Source organism: Collinsella sp. AK_207A (genome assembly GCF_902501965.1).
Taxonomy (GTDB): domain Bacteria; phylum Actinomycetota; class Coriobacteriia; order Coriobacteriales; family Coriobacteriaceae; genus Collinsella.
In genome coordinates, this window is sequence record NZ_CABWID010000004.1 from 51679 (window position 1) to 72035 (window position 20357).

At 65.1% G+C, this 20357-nt stretch carries 23 protein-coding genes; 3 read left to right on the forward strand and 20 right to left on the reverse strand.

Annotation, left to right across the window (positions count from 1 at the left end; genetic code table 11):
• From GDJ97_RS01075 to GDJ97_RS01085, 3 genes are all read right to left on the reverse strand, one after another.
• The gene (locus tag GDJ97_RS01075) at positions 1-900 is read right to left on the reverse strand and encodes a transketolase (RefSeq protein ID WP_152069387.1); all 900 of its coding nucleotides are present in this window, start codon (positions 898-900) and stop codon (positions 1-3) included.
• Positions 901-1080: 180 nt separating this feature from the next.
• Positions 1081-2346 carry a 4Fe-4S binding protein gene (locus GDJ97_RS01080; RefSeq protein ID WP_193221252.1) on the reverse strand — a complete coding sequence of 422 codons (1266 nt, stop codon included), beginning with the start codon at positions 2344-2346 and terminating at the stop codon, positions 1081-1083.
• A gap of 114 nt (positions 2347-2460) precedes the next feature.
• Complete coding sequence (locus GDJ97_RS01085) at positions 2461-2928, reverse strand: YbaN family protein (RefSeq protein ID WP_226808686.1); 468 nt, start codon at positions 2926-2928, stop codon at positions 2461-2463.
• A 206-nt stretch (positions 2929-3134) separates the two neighbouring features.
• Here GDJ97_RS01085 and GDJ97_RS01090 point away from each other — a divergent pair, with 206 nt between their 5' ends.
• Positions 3135-3926 carry a mechanosensitive ion channel family protein gene (locus GDJ97_RS01090; RefSeq protein WP_152069388.1) on the forward strand — a complete coding sequence of 264 codons (792 nt, stop codon included), beginning with the start codon at positions 3135-3137 and terminating at the stop codon, positions 3924-3926.
• 295 nt (positions 3927-4221) lie between these two features.
• On the opposite strand, the gene groL is transcribed toward GDJ97_RS01090, so the two are convergent.
• The 15 genes from groL to rplC form a co-directional block, all read right to left on the reverse strand.
• Entirely contained in the window at positions 4222-5859 is a 1638-nt protein-coding gene (groL, locus tag GDJ97_RS01095) for a chaperonin GroEL (protein ID WP_152069389.1), read from the reverse strand.
• Positions 5860-5922: 63 nt separating this feature from the next.
• Positions 5923-6210: a co-chaperone GroES gene (gene groES, locus GDJ97_RS01100; protein WP_152069390.1), complete on the reverse strand. Its 288-nt coding sequence runs from the start codon at positions 6208-6210 to the stop codon at positions 5923-5925.
• A 190-nt stretch (positions 6211-6400) separates the two neighbouring features.
• Complete coding sequence (locus tag GDJ97_RS01105; protein ID WP_193221253.1) at positions 6401-8053, reverse strand: amidohydrolase; 1653 nt, start codon at positions 8051-8053, stop codon at positions 6401-6403.
• A 309-nt stretch (positions 8054-8362) separates the two neighbouring features.
• On the reverse strand, positions 8363-8674 hold the full coding sequence (rplX, locus tag GDJ97_RS01110; protein WP_226808688.1) for a 50S ribosomal protein L24: 312 nt from the start codon (positions 8672-8674) through the stop codon (positions 8363-8365).
• Positions 8675-8689: 15 nt separating this feature from the next.
• Positions 8690-9058 (reverse strand): 50S ribosomal protein L14, encoded by a 369-nt coding sequence (rplN, locus tag GDJ97_RS01115; RefSeq protein ID WP_152069391.1) that lies wholly within the window; start codon positions 9056-9058, stop codon positions 8690-8692.
• A gap of 105 nt (positions 9059-9163) precedes the next feature.
• Complete coding sequence (gene rpsQ / locus GDJ97_RS01120; protein WP_152069392.1) at positions 9164-9430, reverse strand: 30S ribosomal protein S17; 267 nt, start codon at positions 9428-9430, stop codon at positions 9164-9166.
• A 15-nt stretch (positions 9431-9445) separates the two neighbouring features.
• Positions 9446-9661, reverse strand: a complete 216-nt coding sequence (gene rpmC, locus GDJ97_RS01125; RefSeq protein WP_152069393.1) for a 50S ribosomal protein L29 — start codon at positions 9659-9661, stop codon at positions 9446-9448.
• A complete protein-coding gene (gene rplP / locus GDJ97_RS01130; RefSeq protein WP_152069394.1) occupies positions 9662-10093 on the reverse strand; it encodes a 50S ribosomal protein L16 in 432 nt (143 codons plus the stop codon).
• Positions 10093-10812 carry a 30S ribosomal protein S3 gene (rpsC, locus tag GDJ97_RS01135; protein ID WP_152069395.1) on the reverse strand — a complete coding sequence of 240 codons (720 nt, stop codon included), beginning with the start codon at positions 10810-10812 and terminating at the stop codon, positions 10093-10095. Before rpsC ends, rplP begins: the two co-directional genes overlap by 1 nt.
• A gap of 7 nt (positions 10813-10819) precedes the next feature.
• On the reverse strand, positions 10820-11191 hold the full coding sequence (gene rplV, locus GDJ97_RS01140; RefSeq protein WP_152069396.1) for a 50S ribosomal protein L22: 372 nt from the start codon (positions 11189-11191) through the stop codon (positions 10820-10822).
• Positions 11192-11206: 15 nt separating this feature from the next.
• Positions 11207-11467 carry a 30S ribosomal protein S19 gene (rpsS, locus tag GDJ97_RS01145; protein ID WP_152069397.1) on the reverse strand — a complete coding sequence of 87 codons (261 nt, stop codon included), beginning with the start codon at positions 11465-11467 and terminating at the stop codon, positions 11207-11209.
• Between the two features lie 27 nt (positions 11468-11494).
• A complete protein-coding gene (gene rplB / locus GDJ97_RS01150; RefSeq protein WP_152069398.1) occupies positions 11495-12328 on the reverse strand; it encodes a 50S ribosomal protein L2 in 834 nt (277 codons plus the stop codon).
• A 148-nt stretch (positions 12329-12476) separates the two neighbouring features.
• Positions 12477-12764, reverse strand: a complete 288-nt coding sequence (gene rplW, locus GDJ97_RS01155) for a 50S ribosomal protein L23 (protein ID WP_152069399.1) — start codon at positions 12762-12764, stop codon at positions 12477-12479.
• Entirely contained in the window at positions 12765-13391 is a 627-nt protein-coding gene (rplD, locus tag GDJ97_RS01160; RefSeq protein ID WP_152069400.1) for a 50S ribosomal protein L4, read from the reverse strand.
• A 19-nt stretch (positions 13392-13410) separates the two neighbouring features.
• Positions 13411-14031, reverse strand: coding sequence for a 50S ribosomal protein L3 (gene rplC / locus GDJ97_RS01165; protein ID WP_152069401.1), 621 nt, complete (start codon positions 14029-14031; stop codon positions 13411-13413).
• Between the two features lie 321 nt (positions 14032-14352).
• Here rplC and GDJ97_RS01170 point away from each other — a divergent pair, with 321 nt between their 5' ends.
• Entirely contained in the window at positions 14353-16704 is a 2352-nt protein-coding gene (locus GDJ97_RS01170) for a DEAD/DEAH box helicase (protein WP_152069402.1), read from the forward strand.
• 65 nt (positions 16705-16769) lie between these two features.
• Here the strand turns inward: GDJ97_RS01170 and hcp are convergent, their stop codons facing one another.
• Positions 16770-18383 (reverse strand): hydroxylamine reductase, encoded by a 1614-nt coding sequence (gene hcp / locus GDJ97_RS01175; RefSeq protein WP_226808690.1) that lies wholly within the window; start codon positions 18381-18383, stop codon positions 16770-16772.
• Between the two features lie 144 nt (positions 18384-18527).
• On the opposite strand from hcp, the gene GDJ97_RS01180 reads away from it, so the two are divergent.
• A complete protein-coding gene (locus GDJ97_RS01180; RefSeq protein WP_152069403.1) occupies positions 18528-19268 on the forward strand; it encodes a Crp/Fnr family transcriptional regulator in 741 nt (246 codons plus the stop codon).
• Here the strand turns inward: GDJ97_RS01180 and GDJ97_RS01185 are convergent.
• Positions 19223-20212: a spermidine synthase gene (locus GDJ97_RS01185; RefSeq protein ID WP_152069404.1), complete on the reverse strand. Its 990-nt coding sequence runs from the start codon at positions 20210-20212 to the stop codon at positions 19223-19225. The genes GDJ97_RS01180 and GDJ97_RS01185 overlap by 46 nt on opposite strands.
• Positions 20213-20357 lie beyond the last annotated feature (145 nt).

Genomic DNA, 20357 nt, shown 5'->3' on the forward strand with positions numbered 1-20357 from the left:
CTACTCCCCCTTCACCGCGGCCGCGAGCTGCTCGCCCACCGCGTCGATCTCTGCCAGAGCCTCGGCGGCCTGCTCAGCCGAAGGCGCGTTTCCGTGCCAGCTTGCCTTGTCCTCCATGAACGAGACGCCCTTGCCCTTGATGGTCTTGGCGATGATGACGACGGGGCCGGCGCTGTACGCCACGGCCTCCTGGAGCGCGGCGCGCACGGCGCGAACGTCGTGCCCGTTCACCTGGATGACGTGCCACTTGAAGGCCTCGAACTTGGCCGCCAGCGGCTGCACGTCGTTGACGTCGCTCACGTGGCCGTCGATCTGCAGGTTGTTGTTGTCCACGATCGCCACGAGGTTGTTCAGATCGTGGTTGCCGGCGAACATGAGGGCCTCCCAGTTCTGACCCTCCTGCAGCTCGCCGTCGCCCGTCAGGGCGAACACGCGGCGGCAGGGCTCGCCGGTGGCGGCGGCGTCCTGCTTGAAGCCGAGTGCGATGCCGGCGGCGATGGAGAGGCCCTGGCCCAGCGAGCCGGTGCCCACCTCAACGCCCGGGCAGATGTTGCTGTCGGGGTGCCCCTGCAGACGGCTGCCGAGCTTGCGAAGCGTCAGCAGCTCCTCGCGGGACAGGAAGCCCGCCTGCGCCAGCACGGCGTAGAGCGCCGGCGCGATGTGGCCCTTGGAGAGCACGAATCGGTCGCGGTCGGGATTCTTGGGATCGTCGGCGTCCCAGCCCATCACGCCCGAGAAGTACAGCGTGGCGAGGATATCCGCAGACGAGAGCGAGCCGCCCGGATGACCCGTTCCCGCCGCCTCGAGCATCGCGATGATGTCGTGCCGCATATGGTTGGCGATGAGGGCGATCTCATCATCCGTGCGCACGTGTGCGTCCCTGAGCTGTCCTGTTGTCATGACCATCCCTTCACGCGAAGCATTGGAACCATTGGATCCGCAGGCGCGAAACAGATGGTGGAACCCGCCGCGGAGACCATCCAAGCATACAACGCGCCAGGGCGGCACGCTTGCTCGTTTCCAAATATGCGCAGCTTTGGAAGGATTTCGGCACGGGCCGAACGGAGGCGCGCCAGCCGCCTACCCCGCCAGCTTCTCGATCTGGTCGAGCGCGTGGTTGAGCTTCTTCTTCGCCTCGGCCTTGGTGCGCTCGGCTTCCTCGTGGGCGCGCTTGGCGTCCGCGGCCTTCTTCTCGGCCTCGGGATCGGGCACCACCAGGGCGGCGGCATCGTGCTCCTCGAGCGAGAGCGCATGGTTCGGGCACACCTCCGTGCAGAGCCCGCAGCCGATGCAGTACTGGGCCTCCACCTTGAAGCGGCCTGCCCCCACCAAGTCGCACGCGTGCACGGGGCACTGGCGCACGCACTCGCCGCACATGGTGCAGAGTGCGTAATCGCAGGTAGGCGTTCGAACCGCCAGGTTCTCGGCAAGCTCGGGGTGCTGCTGCAGCGCGGTGAGCACCAACTGGCGGCGCTGCATGAGGATGCGCCGGCGCTTCTGCTGGTTGGTGCCGCACGCCACCGAGAGCATGCGGTCGAGGTCCGAGATGCGGTTCGAGTGCTCCTTCAGGCGCTGAGACACGCTCGCGACGGCCGCCGTGGCGGGGTTCAGTTTGCTCACCGCGAGGCCTGTGGTGCGGACGATGTTGTCCATGAATTCCTTGCGCTCGTACTCGCGGCGTTTATGGCACACGAGGTCGCGCGGCTCCACCTCGAGGCCCATGCTCCAGCCCGACCACTCCTCCGCCGTGGCGATGGCCTCGCCGAGTATCTCCTCGCCGCCGGCGTTCCGGCAATGCGTGCAGATGTCGAGCGGCAGGTAGACGCTCACGTTGGGGTAGTCCACCATCACGGAGAACCAGACCTCGGCGGGAACGTCGCCCACGCAAGCGAGCAGCACCTCGTTCTCGCGCGGCAGGCGCTTGAGCGCGCGCGTGCACGTCACGTAGGCGGTCTCGTGCGCGGCGGCGGCGCCGGCGATCTTCTCGTAGAGCTTCTTGGGCTGGATGCGCGGGGACACGAAGGCCTCGGTGGGACAGACGGCCGCGCAGAGACCGCACTTGCGGCAGGAATCCTTGATGTCAATGCCGCCGTCCTCGATCTCGATCGCGTTCACGGGGCACACGTCCTGGCAGGCCCTGCAGGAACTCTTCTCGTACTTGCAGGCCAGGCAGGGAATGGTGTTGGCGCGCGGCTTCTCCTTGTAATCCGCCGGGTTCCACGTGGGCGTCTCGCTCGTGGCCACGCCCATGAGCGAATCGGTGATGCCGCCAAACGGGTCCTTGAGCGCGCCCAGGCCCTTGCTGATATCGATGATGTCATCGAAGAAGTCGTGCTGCTGTGCCACGAAAACCCTCCCCGGATTCGACGGTGCAACTTGTTTATTTTACCGTGACATGGCGAAGGGTATGAAAAGGGCACGATTCATGCCCAGGGTTGCGCACGACAAACGATGCGGGCATCAGCGCTCGGTCTTCACCACGAACCCGAAGTAGATGAGATGCCCCGCCCACACGACGGCGATAACCGCGCGAAGCACGGGTATGCGCGCGGTGAAGACGAAGCCCAGGGCCATGAGGATGGTGACGGGTACCAGCAGGCGGAGCTTGGCCTTGACGCTCATGGCGCGGCGCTCCATATAGCTCGAAAAGACGAGCTGGTAGAGACGGGTGGACTGGAACCATGCATCCAGGCGCTCGGAGCTACGGGCAAAGCAGAACGCGGCGAGCAGGATGAACGGCGTGGTGGGAAGCACCGGCAGCACCGCACCGGCGGCGCCGAGGCCGAACGCGGTGAGGCCGCCCACGGCCCAAAGCTTGCGTGCGATCGTCCCGCTCCGGCGGGCGACGGGCTTGGCGCGCATGGTCGCCGCGGCGAGGCCGGCGGGAACGTTTGAGGTGTTGGAATCGGCGGCCGGGCGGTCGGTCATGGGTCTCCTCGAGGGGGTGCGATCTGGGTAAACCGGTCTGGCGAATAAGTTAGCTATATCTTACCGTATTTCTCGCGTAAGACGGCTTGAGGCGATCAGGAACGGCCCGAGCCCCGCTAAACGTATGGAATAGTTCGACCATAGCCAGAGGGTGTCGGGGCAGGCGCGTATCATGAGATGCTAAAAGGCAGACACCGGAGGAGCCTATGAGCGACATCAGCACCGTGTCCGAATCGCTTCTGGAGCAGAAGCTCTTTGGAACCATCCAGATCGGCGACCTCATCTGGGCTGTGATCCTCGCTGCCGCCACCCTCATCCTCGCCCGGCTCGCCACCAAGGCGCTCCGGCATCTCCTCAACCGCGATGCCAACTCGCTCCCCTCCGCGAGCATCATCGTCAACATCGTCCGCGCGGCGATTCTGATCGCCGGCTGCTCGATCATCTTGGACAGCTGCTTCGGCGTGAATACGAACTCCCTCGTCGCCGCTCTCGGCGTCGGCGGTATCGCCGTCTCCCTCGGCTTCCAGGACACGCTCTCCAACCTCATCGGCGGCCTGCAGGTCACCTTCATGGGCATCGTCTCCCCCGGCGACAACATCGAGGTCGGCGGCAACTCCGGCGTCGTTCAGGACATCACCTGGCGCCACACCACCATCCAAGACTCCCTCGGCCAGACCGTCGTGATCCCCAACTCCATCATCTCGAAAACGGCTCTTGTGCACCTCCTTCCCGCCAACCGCGTCTCCGTGCCCTTCTCCGTGGCCCGCTACCCCCAAGACACCACCTCTGACCTCGACGAGCTGGCGGCCAAGATCATCGCTACGACCAAGCAGGCCGTCACCCAGGTTTCCCCCATCGTCGAGGGCCCCAAGGTGCTTTTCATCGAGATCTCCGAGCTCGGCATCAAGGGCAAAGTCATCTTCAAGGTGGAGGATGCGAACGCCACCTTCACCGCCGCCGACGCCACCGTCCGCGCCATCGCGACCCTCGTCGGCTAGCCCCTCTGCCACAGCGGTCGAAGCCCGCTTTGTGCCGACGATTCGCTACCATAACCTCCTCCTCGCGGCTCGCGCAGCGAGCACCGCACCGACGAGCGTCAACCCCGTCACCCCCTCCCACGAGGGCGTGAACGCAGGGAGCCCCGGCACGGTCCCCTCGCGACATTCCGCAGCGAACTGAGAAAACCCCGGAACGGGGCGCGCAGCGCGTCCGTTCCGGGGTTTTCCAGTCTCGCGAGGACGTCGCGAGGGGACCGTGCCGGGACTCCCGGTTAGGGAAGTTCCAGCCCGCGTCTTAGTACATGCCGCCACCCTGCTGGCCGGCAGTCGCGGCCGCAATGGCATCCTCAAGCTGCGTGTTCTTCGGCACGTCGGTAACCGTGGCCTCGGTGATGAGGATCAGGCTGGACACGGAAGCAGCGTTCTGCAGCGTGGTGCGGGTGACCTTCACAGGATCCAGCACGCCCATCTCGATCATGTCGCCCCACTCGCCGTTGGCGGAGTTCAGGCCCTGGCCGGCGGGCAGCGTGCGCACCTTGTCGACCACGACGGCGCCCTCATAGCCGGCGTTCTTGGCGATGGTCGCCACAGGAGCCGTCAGCGCCTTCTTAACGATGTCGATACCGATCTGCTCCTCGGGATCGTCGACCTTGATGTCGTTGAGCGCGGGCTCGGCGTCCATGAAGGCCACGCCGCCGCCGGCGACGATGCCCTCCTCAACGGCCGCGCGGGTCGCCTGCAGGGCGTCCTCGACGCGGTGCTTGATCTCCTTGAGCTCGGTCTCGGTAGCGGCACCCACCTTGATGACGGCCACACCGCCGGAGAGCTTGGCCAGGCGCTCCTGCAGCTTCTCACGGTCGAAGTCGGAGTCGGTGTGCTCCATCTCGCCCTTGATGGCGGCCACGCGCTCGGCAATGGCGTCCTTGGAACCGGCGCCGTCGACGATGGTGGTGTTGTCCTTGGTGATGGTCACGCTCTTGGCGGTACCGAGCATGTCGGCCGTGATGTCGGCGACCTTGATGCCCAGCTCGTCGAGCGCGGCCTGGCCACCGGTGAGGACGGCGATGTCCTCGAGCATGCGCTTACGACGGTCGCCGTAGCCCGGGGCCTTCACGGCGCAGACGTTGAGCGCGCCACGGATCTTGTTCAGCACGAGGGTCGGCAGCGCCTCGCCGTCGATGTCCTCCGCGATGATCAGCAGGCCCTTACCGGCGCGGGAAACGGCCTCGAGCACCGGCATGATGTCCTGCACGTTGGAGATCTTCTGGTCGGTGATGAGGATATAGGGATCCTTCATCACGGCCTCCATGCGGTCGTTATCCGTGACGAAGTACGCGGAGACGTAGCCCTTGTCGAACTGCATGCCCTCGACGGTGTCGATCTGGATATCGAACGTCTGGCCGTCCTCGACGGTGATGACGCCGTCCTTGCCCACGACGTCCATGGCCTCGGCGATCTTGGCACCGACCTCGGGGTCGCCGGCGGAGATGGTGCCGACGGACGCGATCTGCTCCTTGGTCTCGACGGGCTTGGCCTCGGCCTTCATGGCGTCGACGGCGGCGTTCACGGCCTTGTCGATACCGCGGCGAATGGCCAGCGGGTTGGCGCCGGCGGCAACGTTGCGCAGGCCGTCGTTCACGATGGCCTGGGCGAGCAGCGTGGCGGTGGTGGTGCCGTCACCCACGGTGTCGTTGGTCTTGGTGGCGACCTCCTTCACCAGCTGGGCACCCATGTTCTCGATGTTGTCCTCGAGCTCGATCTCCTTGGCGACGGACACACCGTCGTTGGTAATCGTGGGGGCGCCGTAGGAGCGCTGCAGGGCAACGTAACGGCCCTTGGGACCCATGGTGACGGTGACGGCGTCGGCGAGCGTGTTGACGCCCTTGGCCAGCTTGGCGCGAGCGTCGGTGTTGAACGTGATGTTCTTAGCCATTGTTGCTATTCCTCCAAGAAACTTGGTTGGTACACGACTGGACTACGAGCGGATGAGCTTGAACTACTCGACCACGGCGTAGATATCGTCGGCGCGCATGAGGAGGTAATCCTCGCCGTCGACCTTGACCTCGTTGCCGCCGAACTTGCCATAAATCACGCGGTCGCCGGCCTTGACGTCAACCGGGATGCGCTCGCCGTTGTCGGCGCGCTTGCCCTCACCCACGGCGACGACGGTGCCGCGCTGGGGCTTCTCCTGCGCGTTGCTCGCAATGTAGAGACCGGAAGCGGTCTTCTGCTCGGCGGCGTCCGGCTTGACGAGAACTCGATCTGCAAGAGGCTTGAGGCTCATTCTTGACTCCTCCTTTGCTGCTGTGCGGACGCACGCCCGCATCAGCCATACCTTTACGTACGAGGAGATAGTACCCAGCGAGCCGGACTTATACAATCACACGTCAAAAAATCTTATAACTCGACACTTAGATTTTGTGATGAACAAGAACGCAGGTGACGTAACGCACCCGTCACCTGCGCCCGCATCGTCAGCGTTCGTACACGCAGGCACCACCCAGATAGGTCGCCTGCACCTTGGCGCTCTGAATCTCTTCCTCCGCGCATGTCGTCAGATCATGGTCGAGCACCACGTAATCGGCAAGGTAGCCGGGCTTGATCTGACCCAGCTCGTCCTCGCGCCCCGCAGCCGCCGCGCTGCCCGCCGTGTAGATGCGCAGCGCGTCCGCCATGGGGATGCGCTCGCTCGGCAACCAACCGCCGGTAGGCGCATGGGTGAACGAGTCCTGGCGCGTCACTGCCGTATACAGCACGTTCATGCTGGTAACGGGCGTAACGGGCGAATCGGTGCCAAAGGCCTGGTCGACGCCTTCGGCAAGGAAGCTCGCGAAGGGCCACATGATCTTGACGCGTTCGGGCCCCAGATCGCGCTCGGGACCGCCCGGGTCGAGCGTGATATGGCACGGCTGGGAGCTCGCGAGCACGCCCGCCGCATGCAGCGCCTGGATATCCCCGGGCAGCATGTTCTCCAAATGCTCGAGCGTGTTCCGCCCCTGACTCGGTTTGCCAAAGCGTTGCTTGGCCTCGGCAAAGATGGAAATCGCCTCGTGAATCGCCGCGTCACCGATGGTGTGGATGCGCACGGCGTGACCACGTTCAGCTGCCGCGAGCACGAGCGCGCGCATATGCTCCGCGGGAATCGTCAGACGACCCCGATCGCCCGGGAAGTGCGGGTTGGAATAGGGCTCCGTCAGATACGCTGTATGCTGGCTGGAAACGCCGTCGAAGAACTGCTTGAAACCCGGCGCGCGCAAGAGACCGCCGAAGGCTCCCGACTCGGCATAGCGGGCCTGCATCTCCTCCAAGCGCGACTGGTCCTCGAGCAGCGTAGGGAACATGTGGGCGCGCAGCGTGAGCCTGCCGTCGTTCGCGAGCGCCTCGTACACGTCATCCCGAATGAAATCACAGCCAGGATGCGGCATGAGCGACATATCGCAGATGCTCGTGATACCCTGCTCGGCCATACGAGCCATCTGATCGGCGTACGCCTGCTGGATGCGCTCGTCTGAGAGCCATCCCAACACCCGGGGCAACAACTCCATGGCTGCCGCCTCGCGCACGATACCCGTCAGCTCGCCGTTCTCATCCTTGTCGTAGCTTCCTCCTTTGGGCGGCACGGAATCACGAGTGATCCCCAGCTCCTCGAGCGCCCGGGAGTTGAACCAGAGCGTATGCGCGTCTCCCGAGTACATGGCGCAAGGCCGATTGGGAAACGCCTCATCGATGGACTTCTTCGTAGGCGGCACCGGAGGATCCCACCGATAATCGCGCCATCCCTGCGTCACCACCCATGCATCATCCGGAAGCCCGGCCGCGAACTCCTTCGTACGCTCGACCAGCTCCGCCTCGTTCTTGCCCATATACATGAGCATAAAAGGCGAGCTCCCTACCGACGTATGAAAGAAATGCAGGTGAGCATCATGGAATCCAGGGCAGATGAAAGCATCGCTCAGATCGCGCACCGGCGTCCCCGCAGGACATGCAGCAATCACGTCATCAGGCGCGCCGACCAGGGCGAACCGACCATCCTGAACGGCAAATGCAAGCTCCCGTGGCCCACGCTCCCCCGCAGCACTCGTAAAGACCTTCCGAGACCGAACGATGTATTCCACAGAGCCAGCCATGCAAGCCGCCTTTCCAAAACCGTGAAGTTGCCTGCATGATACCTCTTGCATCGCGCCTGAACCTAGATGTTGGCCGCCGTGACAACCACGTTTCTCCACCCGCGGCTCGATAAAGCGAGCAGCGCACGGAAGACCCGCAGCCAAGTCTCCGCTGAAACCGTTCAGCCTGTAAAAGCAGGAAAGCCCGCGTATACCCGAAGCGAGACTCCCCAGCGAACTGAGTAATTGCAGAGGGCATTTTCTCAGTCTCGCGAGGACGTCGCGTGAGGGTAATACGCGGGCTTTCCGGTAAGAGTTCTAGAACGAGAACTAGAACTTATGGCCGCACTTCTTGCAGATGCGCAGCTTGTTCTTGCCGTCCTTCTCGTGGCCAACGCGCGTGCGCTTGCCACACTCGGGGCAGACGAGGTTCACGTTAGACGCGTCGATGGCGGCCTCCTGCGAGACGATACCGCCCTGCTGGTTCGCCTGAGTAGGCTTCACGGCCTTCTTGACGATGGCCACGCCCTCGACAACGACCTTGCCCGCCTTGGGGATCGCGCGCAGGACGACGCCCTGCTTGCCGCGGTCCTTGCCGGAGAGCACCTCGACCTTGTCGCCCTTCTTAATGGACATAGACATATGGTCTCTCCCTTACTAGAGAGTCTCGGGTGCGAGCGAGACGATCTTCATGTACTTCTTATCGCGGAGCTCACGCGCCACGGGCCCGAAGATACGGGTGCCCACGGGCGAACCGTCGTTGTTGATGAGAACGGCGGCGTTGTCATCAAAACGGATGTAGGAACCGTCCTTGCGACGGACCTCCTTGACGGTGCGCACGACAACGCACTTCACAACGTCCTTCTTTTTGACGTTGGCGCCGGGCGTAGCCTCCTGCACGGCGGCGACGATCACGTCGCCGATCCCCGCATAACGGCGCTTGGAGCCGCCAAGCACCTTAATGCAGCGAACCTTGCGCGCGCCGGAGTTGTCGGCGACGTTCAGCATGGTTTGCATCTGAATCATGATAGTTCCTCCGAACTAGGTAACCGGCGAGAGGTGCGCCGCCCTCTTCGGGCATGCGGGCACGCCCCGGGCGAGCGCACATCGTCGGACTTGCGGTCAGGCAGCTTACTTGGCGCGCTCAACGATCTCGACCAGGCGCCAACGCTTGGTCGCGGAGAGCGGGCGGCACTCCATGACGCGAACGGTATCGCCGAGACCGGCCTCGTTCTTCTCGTCATGCACGTGCAGCTTCTTGCTGCTGTTGACCATCTTGCCGTACTTGGGGTGGCGCTTGCGCTCGGTGATCTTGACGACGATGGACTTGTCGCCGGAGATGGAGGCAACGACACCCTGGCGGACCTTGCGAGCCTTGCGCTCGGTGGCTTCAGCCATGTTCACTCCTTAGGTCTACTCGGTCGCGGCGGACTTCTCCGCAGCGATCTCACGGGCGCGCTGCTCCGTCAGGATACGCGCGATGTCCTTCTTCACGGTCTTGACGCGAGCCGTGTTGTCCAGCTGGCTCGTGGCCATCTGGAAGCGAAGGTTGAAGAGCTCGGCTCGACCTTCCTTCAGCTTCTCGACGAGCTGCTCGTCGGAGAGCTCACGAATCTCTGCAGGCTTCATTTATGCATCCTCCCCGTTCTGCAGCGCGGCGCGGGTCACGATCTTGGTCTTGATGGGCAGCTTGTGCTGCGCCAGGCGCAGGGCCTCACGGGCGATATCCTCGGACACACCGGAGATCTCGAACATGATGCGGCCCGGCTTGACGACGGCCACCCACTCCTCGGGATTACCCTTACCGGAACCCATGCGCGTCTCCGCGGGCTTCTTGGTGATGGGCTTATCGGGGAAGATGGTGATGAACACACGACCGCCACGCTTCATGTAGCGGGTCATGGCAACACGGGCAGCCTCGATCTGACGGTTGGTGATCCAGTGGCGATCCAGGGCCTGCAGGCCGTACTCGCCGAAATGGAGCTCGGTATGGCCCTTGGCCGTACCCTTCATGGAGCCACGCTGCACCTTGCGGTGAAGCACGCGCTTAGGAGCAAGCACTACTGACCCCTCCTCTCAGAGTTGCGATCATTGCGGCGACGCGGACGCGAGGGGCCCTCGAGCGCCGGGTTGGGGACCGGCTGACCAGGGAGCTTCTCGCCCAGGTAGATCCAGACCTTCACGCCGCAGGAACCCATGGTGGTGCGGGCAGTGGCCGTGCCGTAGTCGATCTTGGCACGAAGGGTGTGCAGAGGCACGCGACCCTCGCGGTACCACTCGCGACGACCCATCTCGGCGCCGCCGAGACGACCGGAGCACTGGATACGGATACCCTTGGCGCCGGCCTTGCGGGCGGACTGGACGGCCTTGCGCATGGCGCGACGGAAGGCCACACGGCCCTCGAGCTGCTCGGCGATGGACTGGGCCACGAGCTCGGCGTCGAGCTCGGGACGCTTGATCTCGATGACGTCAACGGAAAGCTCGCCCTTCTTGACGCCAGCGACCTTCTCGAGCTCGGTGCGGAGGGTGTCGATTTCGGCGCCCTTCTTGCCGATGACGATGCCGGGACGGGCGGTGAGGATGATGATCTTCACCTTGTCGCCGGCGCGCTCGATCTCCACGCGGGAGACGGCGGCGCGAGCGAGGCGCTTCTTCAGGAACTCGCGGATCTTCAGATCGTTGCCGATGGTCTTGGCGTAATCCTTCTCAGCGAACCAGCGGGAGCGCCAGTTCTCGGTGATACCAAGACGGAAACCGGTGGGGTAGACTTTCTGACCCATGCTTCGCTTACGCCTCCTTTCGAGGAGCGACGACGATGGTGATGTGGCTCGTGCGCTTGAGGATGCGGGAGGCAGAGCCCTTGGCGCGCGGACGGATGCGCTTGAGCGTGGGGCCCTCGTTCACGTAGGCGCGAACGATGACCAGGTCGTCGCGGCGCAGGCCGTTGTTGTTCTCGGCGTTCGCCACAGCGGAACGCAGAACCTTCTCGACGTCCACGGCCACGTGACGCTCGCAGAACTGGAGGATGTTGAAGGCGTCCTCGACGGACTTGCCGCGGACCAGATCGACCACCAGGCGGGCCTTGCCAGGGGACACGCGCACGTACTTGGCGGTAGCGCGGACCTCGCGGGTCTGGGTATCGGTAGAATTCGTTGCCATTTACGTACTTACCCCCTACTTGGCCTTGTGGCCACGGAACGTGCGGGTGGGCGCGAACTCGCCCAGCTTGTGGCCAACCATGGACTCGGTGACGTACACGGGCACGTGCTTGCGGCCGTCGTGCACGGCGATGGTGTGACCGACCATCTCCGGGAAGATGGTGCTGGCACGGGACCACGTCTTCACGACGTCCTTCACGCCGGCCTCGTTCATCGCGGTGATACGCGAGAGGAGGCGCGTCTCCACGTACGGGCCCTTTTTGAGACTTCTGCTCATAGGTGCAATCTCCTAACTCGGTATCGACTACTTGGTCTTGCGACGACGGATGATGAGGTCGTTCGACGTCTTCTTCTTCTTGCGGGTGCGGAAGCCCTTCGTCGGCTTGCCCCACGGCGTGACGCTCGGACGGCCGGAGGTGTGGTTGCGACCCTCGCCACCGCCGTGCGGGTGGTCGACCGGGTTCATGACCGTACCGCGGACGGTCGGGCGGACGTTGAGCTTGCGCTTACGGCCGGCCTTGCCGATCACGATGTTGGCGTGCTCGGCGTTGCCGACCTCGCCCACCGTGGCGCGGCAGGTGACCAGCACGCGACGCATCTCGGAGCTGGGCATACGCAGGATGGCGTACTTGCCCTCCTTACCCATGAGCTGGCAGGAGTTGCCGGCGGAACGCGCGATCGCGGCGCCCTTACCCGGCTGGAACTCCACCGCGTGGATGAGCGTACCCACGGGGATGGCGGACAGCGGCAGCGCGTTGCCCGGCTTGATGTCGGCGTCGGCGCCGGACACCACGGTGTCGCCCACCTTCAGGCCCTTGGGGGCGAGGATATAGCGCTTCTCGCCGTCGGCGTAGTGCAGCAGCGCGATACGGGCGGAGCGGTTCGGGTCGTACTCGATGGTCGCGACCTTGGCGGGCACGCCGTCCTTGTTGCGCTTGAAGTCGATGCGACGATACTGGCGCTTCACGCCGCCACCCTGATGGCGAACGGTGATGCGACCGGTGTTGTTGCGGCCGGCCTTCTTGGGCAGCGGCTCGAGGAGCGACTTCTCGGGCTTGGTGCAGGTGATCTCGGCGAAGTCCGAGATGGTCTGCCAACGACGGCCCGGGCTCGTCGGTTTAAGGTGCTTTACAGCCATTACCTATCCCTTCGTTTCTGTTCCGTTGGCCCGACGCGCTGGGATGCGCACGACGGACACCGGATTACCACGGTTCCGGGCGGCTCTATGCTATACCCCGAAACCCTTCCTCCCACCTTCTTTCGGCGGGAGGATGAACTACCGTACCTTAGGCCTGGGACCCGAAGATCTCGATGGCGTCGCCCTCGCGGAGGGTGACGACGGCCTTCTTCCACGTACGGGTCTTACCGGCAACGTAGCGCACGCGCTTCGTCTTCGGCTTGACGGTCAGGGTGTTGACGCGAGTCACCTTCACGTTGAAGAGCTCCTCGACGGCATCCTTGATCTGGTACTTGTTGGCGTTCTTGGCCACCTCGAACGTGTACTTGTTCTCCTCCATCTTGGAGTAAGAGCGCTCGGAGACGACGGGGCGGATGATCACGTTGTGTGCGTCCATTTATGCAAGCACCTCCCCAAAGTGAGTCGCGACGTCGGCGGGCATCAGCAGCGCCGTGTTGTTCAGGAGGTCATAGGTATTGGCCTCGTTCGGCGTGATGATGAACGTCTTGGGGATGTTGCGGAAAGACAGGTAAGCGTTCACGTCGTCATCGCGGACGATGATGGTGACGCGACGGCCCTCAAGGCCGAGGGCCTTGAGCAGGGCGACGGCAGCCTTGGTGGACGGCTTCTCGAAGCCGTAGTCATCAACGAGGAAGAGCTCGTTGTCGCGCACCTTCGCGGAAAGCGCGGAGCGCATGGCAAGCTTGACCTCCTTGTTGTTCATACGCTTGGCGTAGGAACGGGGCTTCGGGGCGAAGACCACGCCGCCGTGACGGAACTGCGGGGCACGCGTGGAACCCTGACGGGCGCGGCCGGTACCCTTCTGACGGAAGGGTTTCTTGCCGCCGCCGGACACCTCGGAACGGGTGCGCGCGGACTGGGTGCCCTGACGCCAGTTGGCCTGCAGGCACTTCACGATGTGATGCATCACGTGGATGTGCGGCTCGATGCCGTACACGCCCTCGGCGAGCTCGAGCTCGGAGGCCTTGGCGCCCTGGGCGTTCTTCACTTCATACTTAGTCATGTGCGAATCTCCTCTGCCCCTAGGCCTTGCGGACGCAGACGAGCCCGTTCTTGCCACCGGGCACGGCGCCCTTGACAAGGATGAGGTTCTGCTCCGCATCGACGCGGACGACGGACAGGTTCTTCACGGTCACGCGCTCGTTGCCCATGTGGCCGGCCATCTTGACGCCCTTGAGGACGCGCGCGGGGTAGGCGCACTGGCCGATGGAGCCCGGGTGACGCTTGAAGTGGGAGCCGTGGGTCATCGGACCGCGGCGCTGGCCCCAGCGCTTGATGCGACCCTGGAAGCCCTTGCCCTTGGACGTGCCGATGACGTCGACCTTGGCGGTCTCAGCGAACTCGGCGACGGTGACGACGTCGCCGACCTTGTGCTCCTCGGCGTTGTCCACGCGGACCTCGCGGAGGTAGCGGACGGGCTCGACGCCGGCCTTGGCGAAGTGACCAGCCATGGGCTTGTTCACATTCTTGGCCTTGATGTCGCCGAAACCGATCTGGACGGCGTTGTAGCCGTCGGTCGCCTCGGATTTAACCTGCGAGACGGTGCAGGGGCCGGCTTGGATGACCGTGACGGGCACGACGTTGTCGTCGTCGTCCCACACCTGGGTCATGCCGATCTTCCGGCCGAGAATCATGTTGATCATTCCTGATCCTAACCCTCGGTGGTCATAGGACTGCGCGCCCACCCCTTGCGGACGCCCCCAGCGGACCACATTCTCCGTGCCCTGCCCCTCCGTTTGCATTCCGCTCTCCATGCGAGCTGCGCAACCCATTTGCAGCACGTCTGGCCAGGCAGAATCCTCCCTGAGTCTGGGCAAAGCTTGTCTAGTATACACGCGCACGGGCGTATCCCTTTAAGTTCACATTCTCTGCACGTAGGAAGGGCGTACGCCCGCTCGGCCCCATTGCATCCCGGCTTGGTCGGTGGTAATCTAGAACACATGTTCTGTGTTGAAAGGGGTGCCGTGGACGCGTTCGATCGCTTTGCGCCGTTCGTGCAAGACTTCATCTATGAGCACGATTGGGAGAGTCTCCGCGGCATCCAGGTCGCGGCGGCCGACGCCATCTTCAATACCGATGAGAACGTGCTGCTCACGGCATCCACCGCCTCGGGTAAGACCGAGGCCGCCTTCTTCCCCATTCTCACGCTCCTGGACGAAGACCCGCCCGCGAGCATCGGCGCGCTCTATATCGGTCCGCTCAAGGCGCTCATCAACGACCAGTTCCTCCGCCTGAACGACCTCTGCGAGGAGGCGCGCATCCCCGTCTGGCACTGGCACGGTGATGTCTCCTCCTCGCACAAGCGCCGCCTGCTCAAGGAGCCGGGCGGCATCCTGCAGATCACCCCCGAGTCGCTCGAGGCGCTGCTCCTGCACAAGCACGCCGCCGTGGGCCGGCTCTTCGGCGACCTACGCTTCGTGGTGATCGACGAGGTGCACTCGCTGCTCCGCGGTGACCGCGGCGGGCAGACGCTCTGCCTGATCGAGCGTCTCTCCCGCATGGCCGGGGTGAATCCGCGGCGTATCGGCCTCTCGGCCACGATCGGCGACCCCGAGCGCACGGGTGCCTTCCTCTCGGCCGGCACCGGGCGCGGCTGTATCATCCCCCGGTTCCAGGAGCCGCGCCGCACCTGGCGCCTCTCCATGGAGCATTTCTACACCACGGGGCCGCAGGCGCCCGAGCGCGTCGTTGCGGCGACAGGCCCCGTTGAGGCGGAGGTCGTGGCCACCGAGCGCATGGACGGGACGCGCGCGCTCCCCGATCCCACGCGTCCCGACATCCCGCCCGCCGCCGACGCCGCCCTGCTCGCCCCGACGGATGCCGCGCCAACCGACGCCGACCCCGGTCTCGGCTACATCTTCGAGCGCACGCGCGGAGCGAAGTGCCTCGTCTTCTGCAACTCCCGCGAGGAGGCGGAGGCCGTCTGCTCCGCGCTCCGCGGATACTGCGAGGCCAACCACGAACCCGACCGCTTCCTCATCCACCACGGCAATATCTCCTCGAGCTTTCGCGAGATGGCCGAGGAGCTCATGCGCGACCCGGAGCGCCTCGACACCACGGTCACCACCGCCACGCTCGAGCTCGGGATCGACATCGGCCGCCTGGAGCGCGCCTTCCAGCTGAACGCCCCCTTCACGGTCTCGAGCTTCCTGCAGCGCATGGGTCGGACGGGCAGGCGCGGCGAGCCGCCCGAGATGCACTTCGTCATGCGCGAGGAGCAACCGGAACCGCGGAGCCTCATGCCGGAGACCGTGCCCTGGGAGCTCATCCAGGGCATCGCCCTCGTCCAGCTCTACCGTGAGGAGAAGTGGGTCGAACCCCCGCAGCTCGACCGGCTTCCCTACAGCCTGCTCTACCACCAAGTCATGGCGACACTTGCCAGCTGCGGCGAGCTCTCCCCCGCCGAGCTCGCGCGCCGCGTACTCACCCTCTCCTACTTCCACCGCGTGAGCGTGGACGACCTGCGCGAGCTCCTGCACCATCTCATCGAGATAGGCCACGTGGAGACGACCGAGGGCGGCGGGCTCATCGTCGGCATAGCCGGCGAGCGCGTCACGAACACCTTCAAGTTCTACGCCGTGTTTCAGGAGAACGAGGAGTTCACCGTCCGCAGCGAAAGCGCGGAGCTGGGCACCATCGTGAACCCTCCGCCCGCCGGCGAGCGCATCGCCATCGCCGGCCACTGCTGGCTGGTGGAGGAAGTGGACTGGAAGCGGCACCTGGTGTACTGCACGCAGGTGAAGGGCCGCGTGCCGGCGTACTTCGGCGATTGCCCCGGCGACATCAACACGCACGTGCTCGAGCGCATGAAACGCGCGCTCGAGGAGCACGAGGTCTATCCCTACCTGCTCGGCAACGCGCGGGCGCGGCTCGCGCAGGCGCGCCACGTCACGGAGAACGCCGGCGTGGCGGGGCCCCACGCCCGCCCGCTCATCAACCTGGGCGGCGACACCTGGGTGCTCTTCCCCTGGCTGGGAAGCTACGCCTTCCTGGCGCTCGAGCGGCTCCTCAAGATCAAGTGCAAGGATGCGCTCGGCATCCGCGGCCTCGACCCGTCGCGGCCCTACTTCATGCAGCTCCGTATGCGCGAGGACGTGACGGAGGAGGAGTTCTTCACCGTGGTGGCAGATGCCGCGGAACAGGACTTTCCCGCCATCGACCTCGTCTATCCCGGCGAGGTGCCCTACTTCGACAAGTACGACGAGTACGTGCCCGAGAGCCTGGTGCGCAAGGGCTTCGCCGAGGGCGTGCTCGACATCGCCGGCATGAGGGCTCGGGTGACGGGCTGGCGCGACGATCGCGTCTGGGAGCGGTAGGGCCGGGGGCGTCCCTCGCACGGGGCGCGCCCGGCCCTCCGGCCGGCCATCCTCGACGGCGCGCGTTATCGCTCGTTGCCGAGGATGGCCGCAAGGTCGGCTTCGGGAGACGTGGTGGGATGGATGTCGTACCCCTCCACCAGCGTATTCAGCACGTTGGGAGAGACGAACGCCGGCAGCGTCGGCCCCAGGTAGATGCCCTTGAGGCCCAGATTCAGCAAGGTGAGCAGAATCGCCACGGCCTTCTGCTCGTACCAGGAGAGCACGAGCGTGAGCGGCAGGTCGTTCACACCGCAGTCGAACGCCTTCGCGAGCGCCGTCGCCACCACGAGCGCGCTGTAGGCGTCGTTGCACTGCCCCATGTCGAGCAGGCGGGGCAGGCCTCCGATGGTGCCGAGGTCGAGGTCGTTGAAGCGATACTTGCCGCAGGCGAGCGTGAGGATGATCGAGTCGGCCGGAGCCTGCTTCACGAACTCGGTGTAGTAATTGCGCCCCGGACGGGCACCGTCGCAACCGCCCACGAGGAAGATGTGCTTCACGGCACCGCTCCTCACGGCCTCGATGACCTTGTCGGCCACGCCGAGCACCGCGTCGCGGCCGAAGCCCGTGGTCACGGTTGCACCGCCGTTGATGCCCGTGAGCTCCCGGCGCTCGGTGTAGCCGCCGAGCTCGAGCGCGCGCTCGATCACCGGGGAGAAATCCTTGACACCGTTCTCATCCGCATCGATGTGGGAGAGCCCCGGGAACTCCACCACGCCCGTGGTGAACACGCGGTCGGCATAACTCGCCTTCGGCTTCATGAGGCAGTTCGTCGTGAAGAGGACGGGCGCGGGCATGCCGTCGAACTCGCGGCGCTGGTTCTGCCACGCGGTGCCGAAGTTGCCCTTGAGCTGGGGATGGCGCTTGAGTAGCGGATAGGCATGCGCCGGCAGCATCTCACCGTGGGTGTAGACGTTCACGCCGCGACCGTCGGTCTGCTCCAAGAGCTGTTGCAGATCCTTGAGGTCGTGGCCGGAGACCACGATGAAGGGACCGGGCTCCACGGCGAGCGGCACCTCCACGGGCGCGGGCGTGCCGAAGGTCTCGGTGTTGGCGCGGTCGAGCAGCTGCATGCAGGTGAAGTTCGCCTGGCCCACGGAGAGCGCCACGGGAAGGAGCTCGGCGACGCCGGCATCGGAACCGAGTGCGCTCAGACTCTGATAGAAGCTCGCAGCAAGGCCCTCGTCCGTGTAGCCGAGCACGAACGCATGATGAGCATAGGCGGCCATACCGCGCAGCCCGAAGAGGATGAGCGACTTCACGGAGCGAACGTCCTCATCGGGGTTGGCCCAGAGCTCGGCCAGATCGTACTCCACGGGCGCGGTACCGCCGTTGAGCACGCGGGCCGCCTCGCGGACGCGAGCCGTGAGCGCGGCAACCGCCTCAGGGTCGAAGTCCACGTTCGTCACGCAGGTGAAGAGGCCTTCGAGCAGCAGCTCGTCGGTCGCGGCGTCGGTTGCGACGTCGGCCCCGCGATGCTCGACGGCGCGAGCGAGGCCCACGAGGGCGCCCGTCAGCTCGTCCTGCTCGCGGGCGGTGGAAGCGTCCTTTCCGCAGACGCCTGCCGCCCCCGCGCAGCCGGAGCAGCCCGCCGTCTGCTCGCACTGGAAGCAGAACATATCGGTATCGAGTTTGATCATGAGATTCCCCTCTCGTCATGGTCGTGTTCGAGCACGGTTCATCCGCGCCACGCGGGTGACTATACGGTTTTGACTGAAACGTGTATGTTGTAACCACAACGAATTGAGCATAATTCTCAACGCAGAGCGAGAAGGAGTGGGGCCATGAGCGATATCGGGCAAAGACGTGCGGATACGGTGCACACGTTGGAGGGAACGGCTCCCTTCCGGGGCATTGCGCCTGCGGAGATCTCCGCCATGCTTGGTTGCCTCGGCGTGCGCGAGCAGACGTTCCAGGCGGGAGAGATCGTCTACCGCATGGGGGACACGGTGCACGCGCTCGGCATCGTGCTCACGGGCGGCGTTCGAATGGAGCGCACCGACCCATGGGGCGAGACGTCCGTCCTCGGGTTCGCCGGCACGGGCGACGTGTTCGCCGAGAGCTACGCCTGCGCCGCCGGCACACCGCTCCTCGTGAACGTCATTGCCGCCGAGAAGACCAGGGTTCTCTTTCTCGACACCGTCCGGGCCCTCCGCCCCTGCTCGAGCGCCTGCGGATACCACGCCAAGCTCATCGCCAACCTGCTCGCGCTCTCGGCGCAGAAGAACATCCAGCTCTCCCAGCGCGTCTTCCACACGAGCCCCAAGAGCATCCGCGGCAAGGTGCTCGCCTACCTCTCCTCCGAGGCGGCGCGCAACGGCTCCCGGCGCTTCTCCGTTCCGTTCAACCGCCAGCAGCTTGCCGACTATCTCGGTGTGGACCGCAGCGCCCTCTCGAGCGAGCTCTCGCGCATGCAGCGTGAAGGCCTCATCAGGACGCGTCGGAGCGATTTCGAACTGCTCCAGGCGAACGGACGGACCTATCGACCGTCCACGAGCACCGTGCCGGGAAAGCCATCCTCGTAGGCGATGGTATCCGCGAATTCCGCATCGCCGTCGGTAGCAATGAGCAGGTAGTTGTCCTCGTCGCCGAACGCGTCGTCGCTCGCCTGCACCACGTGAACGCGCCCGAAGACACTCCCGAGCGTGGCGACCTCGTCGCGCAGGAAGGAGACGTCGCGACCGTGCTCGCTCGAGACGACGTTCATCAGGTAGGCGCCGCCCGGCACGAGGCGTCGATGGACCGCACGGGCCGCCTCGACGGTCACGAGCTCGGATGCGGGCTCGCTTCCGGCAAAGGCGTCGTTCACGATGGCGTCGTAGAGGGGGACGGCGACCTCCCCCTCGCCGAGCTGCCTGAGCGTCCCGCCGGCGCCGTCGGTGCTGAACCCCACGGTGCGGACGAGCTCGGGGCGGCCGGGCATGACCCGACCGGCACCGCGCTCCAGAAACGCGCGCCCCTCACCATCGATCACGCGGAGACTGCAGCCGTTCTGCTCCGCAGGGTCGGCCAGCCGCGCCTCGAGGTCGTCGAGGAAGAACCAGCGGCGCGCGGCGCGGATGATGGCACCCTCGGATTCCACCACGTCCATCGCCAAGCCCGCCCGCGTGGTGAGCGCGTGCTTGGGATAGGCGAAGCCTCCCCCGCCGAGCACGAGCACCTGCCGAATGGGGCGTCCGAGCGCGGACTCAACCTGGAAGAGGGCATCGAAGCCGCGATAGTAGGCGAACACGGGCTCGAAGCGGCGCTCCCCTAGGTAGGTGGCGCTTTGGAACACACCGCCCAGCGAGAGGACGCGCACCTGCTCGCCGGCTTCGTCCTCGATCATATGGACGCGGCCGAGCCCCGCCGAGGTGCGAAGAACCTGCAGGCAATAGCGCTGCTGCGCGCTCATGGCAGCCGCCCCCAGCAGGGAGGCGAGAGCAACCGATCCCGCAGCGACCGCCGCGACCTTCACATTCTTCGTCATACCGCTCTCCGTTCCGTTCAAGACGATATGAGCTGAACATTGAGGCGCCTCCCGCGCGCGGGAAACGTGGGTCGCGCGACAATGTCGGTATCGTCAGACGTGGCCGCGCGCCACACCGTGCCGGGAGGTCCCCATGGAAGATTAT

Bases quoted from the DNA above. Each gene is read 5' to 3' on its own strand.
- rpsC (WP_152069395.1), bottom strand. From the start codon at position 10,812: ATGGGTCAGAAAGTCTACCCCACCGGTTTCCGTCTTGGTATCACCGAG.
- groES (WP_152069390.1), bottom strand. From the start codon at position 6,210: ATGAGCCTCAAGCCTCTTGCAGATCGAGTTCTCGTCAAGCCGGACGCC.
- GDJ97_RS01105 (WP_193221253.1), bottom strand. From the start codon at position 8,053: ATGGCTGGCTCTGTGGAATACATCGTTCGGTCTCGGAAGGTCTTTACG.
- rplV (WP_152069396.1), bottom strand. From the start codon at position 11,191: ATGGCAACGAATTCTACCGATACCCAGACCCGCGAGGTCCGCGCTACC.
- GDJ97_RS01085 (WP_226808686.1), bottom strand. From the start codon at position 2,928: ATGACCGACCGCCCGGCCGCCGATTCCAACACCTCAAACGTTCCCGCC.
- groL (WP_152069389.1), bottom strand. From the start codon at position 5,859: ATGGCTAAGAACATCACGTTCAACACCGACGCTCGCGCCAAGCTGGCC.
- rpsQ (WP_152069392.1), bottom strand. From the start codon at position 9,430: ATGGCTGAAGCCACCGAGCGCAAGGCTCGCAAGGTCCGCCAGGGTGTC.
- rplD (WP_152069400.1), bottom strand. From the start codon at position 13,391: ATGACTAAGTATGAAGTGAAGAACGCCCAGGGCGCCAAGGCCTCCGAG.
- rplC (WP_152069401.1), bottom strand. From the start codon at position 14,031: ATGATCAACATGATTCTCGGCCGGAAGATCGGCATGACCCAGGTGTGG.
- rplN (WP_152069391.1), bottom strand. From the start codon at position 9,058: ATGATTCAGATGCAAACCATGCTGAACGTCGCCGACAACTCCGGCGCG.
- rplB (WP_152069398.1), bottom strand. From the start codon at position 12,328: ATGGCTGTAAAGCACCTTAAACCGACGAGCCCGGGCCGTCGTTGGCAG.
- rpsS (WP_152069397.1), bottom strand. From the start codon at position 11,467: ATGAGCAGAAGTCTCAAAAAGGGCCCGTACGTGGAGACGCGCCTCCTC.
- GDJ97_RS01180 (WP_152069403.1), top strand. From the start codon at position 18,528: ATGAGCGATATCGGGCAAAGACGTGCGGATACGGTGCACACGTTGGAG.
- GDJ97_RS01185 (WP_152069404.1), bottom strand. From the start codon at position 20,212: ATGACGAAGAATGTGAAGGTCGCGGCGGTCGCTGCGGGATCGGTTGCT.
- rpmC (WP_152069393.1), bottom strand. From the start codon at position 9,661: ATGAAGCCTGCAGAGATTCGTGAGCTCTCCGACGAGCAGCTCGTCGAG.
- rplX (WP_226808688.1), bottom strand. From the start codon at position 8,674: ATGTCTATGTCCATTAAGAAGGGCGACAAGGTCGAGGTGCTCTCCGGC.
- rplW (WP_152069399.1), bottom strand. From the start codon at position 12,764: ATGGACGCACACAACGTGATCATCCGCCCCGTCGTCTCCGAGCGCTCT.
- GDJ97_RS01075 (WP_152069387.1), bottom strand. From the start codon at position 900: ATGACAACAGGACAGCTCAGGGACGCACACGTGCGCACGGATGATGAG.
- hcp (WP_226808690.1), bottom strand. From the start codon at position 18,383: ATGATCAAACTCGATACCGATATGTTCTGCTTCCAGTGCGAGCAGACG.
- GDJ97_RS01090 (WP_152069388.1), top strand. From the start codon at position 3,135: ATGAGCGACATCAGCACCGTGTCCGAATCGCTTCTGGAGCAGAAGCTC.